The sequence below is a fragment of the Actinosynnema sp. NPDC023658 genome (assembly GCF_040639995.1).
In the GTDB taxonomy this organism is placed as follows: domain Bacteria; phylum Actinomycetota; class Actinomycetes; order Mycobacteriales; family Pseudonocardiaceae; genus Actinosynnema.
This window is the reverse complement of the sequence record NZ_JBFAAX010001133.1, coordinates 1-1,675: the sequence shown is the minus strand read 5'-3', so window position 1 is coordinate 1,675 and position 1,675 is coordinate 1. Positions and strand designations below refer to the sequence as shown.

At 71.7% G+C, this 1,675-nt stretch carries 2 protein-coding genes and 1 pseudogene; all 3 read right to left on the bottom strand.

All coding sequences use genetic code 11. From position 1 onward, the window contains the following. Positions 1-31: 31 nt before the first annotated feature. A complete protein-coding gene (locus AB0G02_RS38870) occupies positions 32-442 on the bottom strand; it encodes a DUF4440 domain-containing protein (RefSeq protein ID WP_360805115.1) in 411 nt (136 codons plus the stop codon). A gap of 8 nt (positions 443-450) precedes the next feature. Further along, positions 451-660 carry a DUF5988 family protein gene (locus tag AB0G02_RS38865; RefSeq protein ID WP_360805112.1) on the bottom strand — a complete coding sequence of 70 codons (210 nt, stop codon included), beginning with the start codon at positions 658-660 and terminating at the stop codon, positions 451-453. An 8-nt stretch (positions 661-668) separates the two neighbouring features. Beyond that, positions 669-1,592: pseudogene (locus AB0G02_RS38860) on the bottom strand (thioester reductase domain-containing protein); the annotation flags it as partial. Between the last annotated feature and the right edge of the window lie 83 nt (positions 1,593-1,675).

Here is a 1,675-nt window from a genome sequence, read left to right as displayed (position 1 = left end):
GCCGGGGCGGTCCGCGGCGACGGCGCGGGGGTCAGGCGTCCGAGCCGCCATAGGCGTTGTCGATGACGTAGCGCCACCGGCCGTCACGGCCCCGGCGCAGGACGTCCGTGCCGGTGCCGGACAGGTCGATCGGCTCACCCGCGCGGGACGTGCCCCGGATGGCCCAGTCCACGATGAGCAGGGCGATGTCGCCGTTGACGTAGATGCCCTTGGTGCGGGCCCGCATCGGCACGCCGAAGGCCAGGAACTCCGCGACGTTGGCCCGCCGCTCGTCGCCGGCCACCGGCTCCTCCCCCGGCTTCCAGACCGACACGGCGTCCGGGCTGTACATCCGCTCGATCGTGGCGTGGTCGCCGGAGTTGAACGCGCGCAGGAACAGGTCGGTCTGCTTGGTCAGGTCGTCGGTCGGCACGTCGTGCACCCGGAGCGGTTCGGTCGTCATCGGGACTCCTACTCGGCGATCTTCGTCCGGCCGCACCAGGCGAACACCGGCAGTTCGAGGTTGTCGACGGTGCGCGACTCACCGCTCGCGCTGAAGTGCTCGTAGCCGTTCCCGGCGGGGATCTTGACCTTGTCGCCCAGGTCTGCGACGAAGTGGATGCGGTCGGCCTCGCGCAGGGTCGGCGGCCCACCGGTCAACAGGACTCTGATCTTGCCCACGGTCTCTCCTAACGCAGGTTCTCGGCGTCCGCGCGCGGGAAGTAGCCCGCGTCGGTGAAGAATCCGACGTACTTGGCGAACAACGTCGCGGTCATCGGCGGGCACGTGATGCCGCTGCCCTCCAGCGCCTCCCGGGTGTCGGAGACGTCGAAGTCGGGGTAGGCGCCCTCGCCCATCGCCGCGATGGCCTCGAACGAGTCGAGCAGCGGTTGCAGGGCGTTGTCCCGGTCGGCGCGCACGCGGGCGCACCACTCCGGCCACGGCAGCTCGACCACCGCGTGCCCCAGGTCGCGCAGGTGGGCGATCATCTCCCGGTAGGTGACCGGGTCGGGGTTGGACAGGTGGAACGTCCGGCCCGCCGCCTCCGGCCGCGTGGCCAGGTGGGTGATCGTCGCGCTCGCGTAGTCGACCGGCACCAGGTGGAACAGGCCGGCCAGGCCCGCGGGCACGGCGCGGCTCTGCAGGATGCCCTTCAGCCCGAGCCACACGAAGTCCTTGGTCTGGCAGGCGCCGTTGACCTGGTCTCCGGACACCACGTCCACCCGGTAGACCGACACCGGCAGCCCCCGGCCGCGGGCCCGGTCGATGATCCGCTCGGCCACCCACTTGGACTGGCGGTAGCCGTTGGACAGCACCTCCGGCGGGCCGGGGATGTCGTCCACCCCCAGCGGCACGCCCGGCGTCACCGGCTGGTCGAACACGCCCGTGGAGGAGACGAAGTGCACCGGCACGGTGCGGTGCGCGGCGGCGAGCCTCAGCACCTCCTCGGTGCCCGTGACGTTCGCGGGCTTGAGCGCGGTGTAGGGCTGCAACCAGTTCACCGTGGCGCCGGCGTGGAACACCACGTCCGCGGTGCGGGACAGCTCGTCGTGGACGTCGTCGGCCAGGCCGAGCTTCGGCAGGGCCAGGTCGCCGGGGTGCACGACGACGCGGCTCCATCGGCGAGTTGATCGACGGCAGCGCGATGGCGCTGGTCCAGACCGGCGAGGACCTCACCATCGCGCTGCTGGGCACG

What these genes read in the sequence shown, in the direction of transcription:
- AB0G02_RS38870 (WP_360805115.1), bottom strand. Translation starts at nt 442, where the DNA reads ATGACGACCGAACCGCTCCGGGTGCACGACGTGCCGACCGACGACCTG.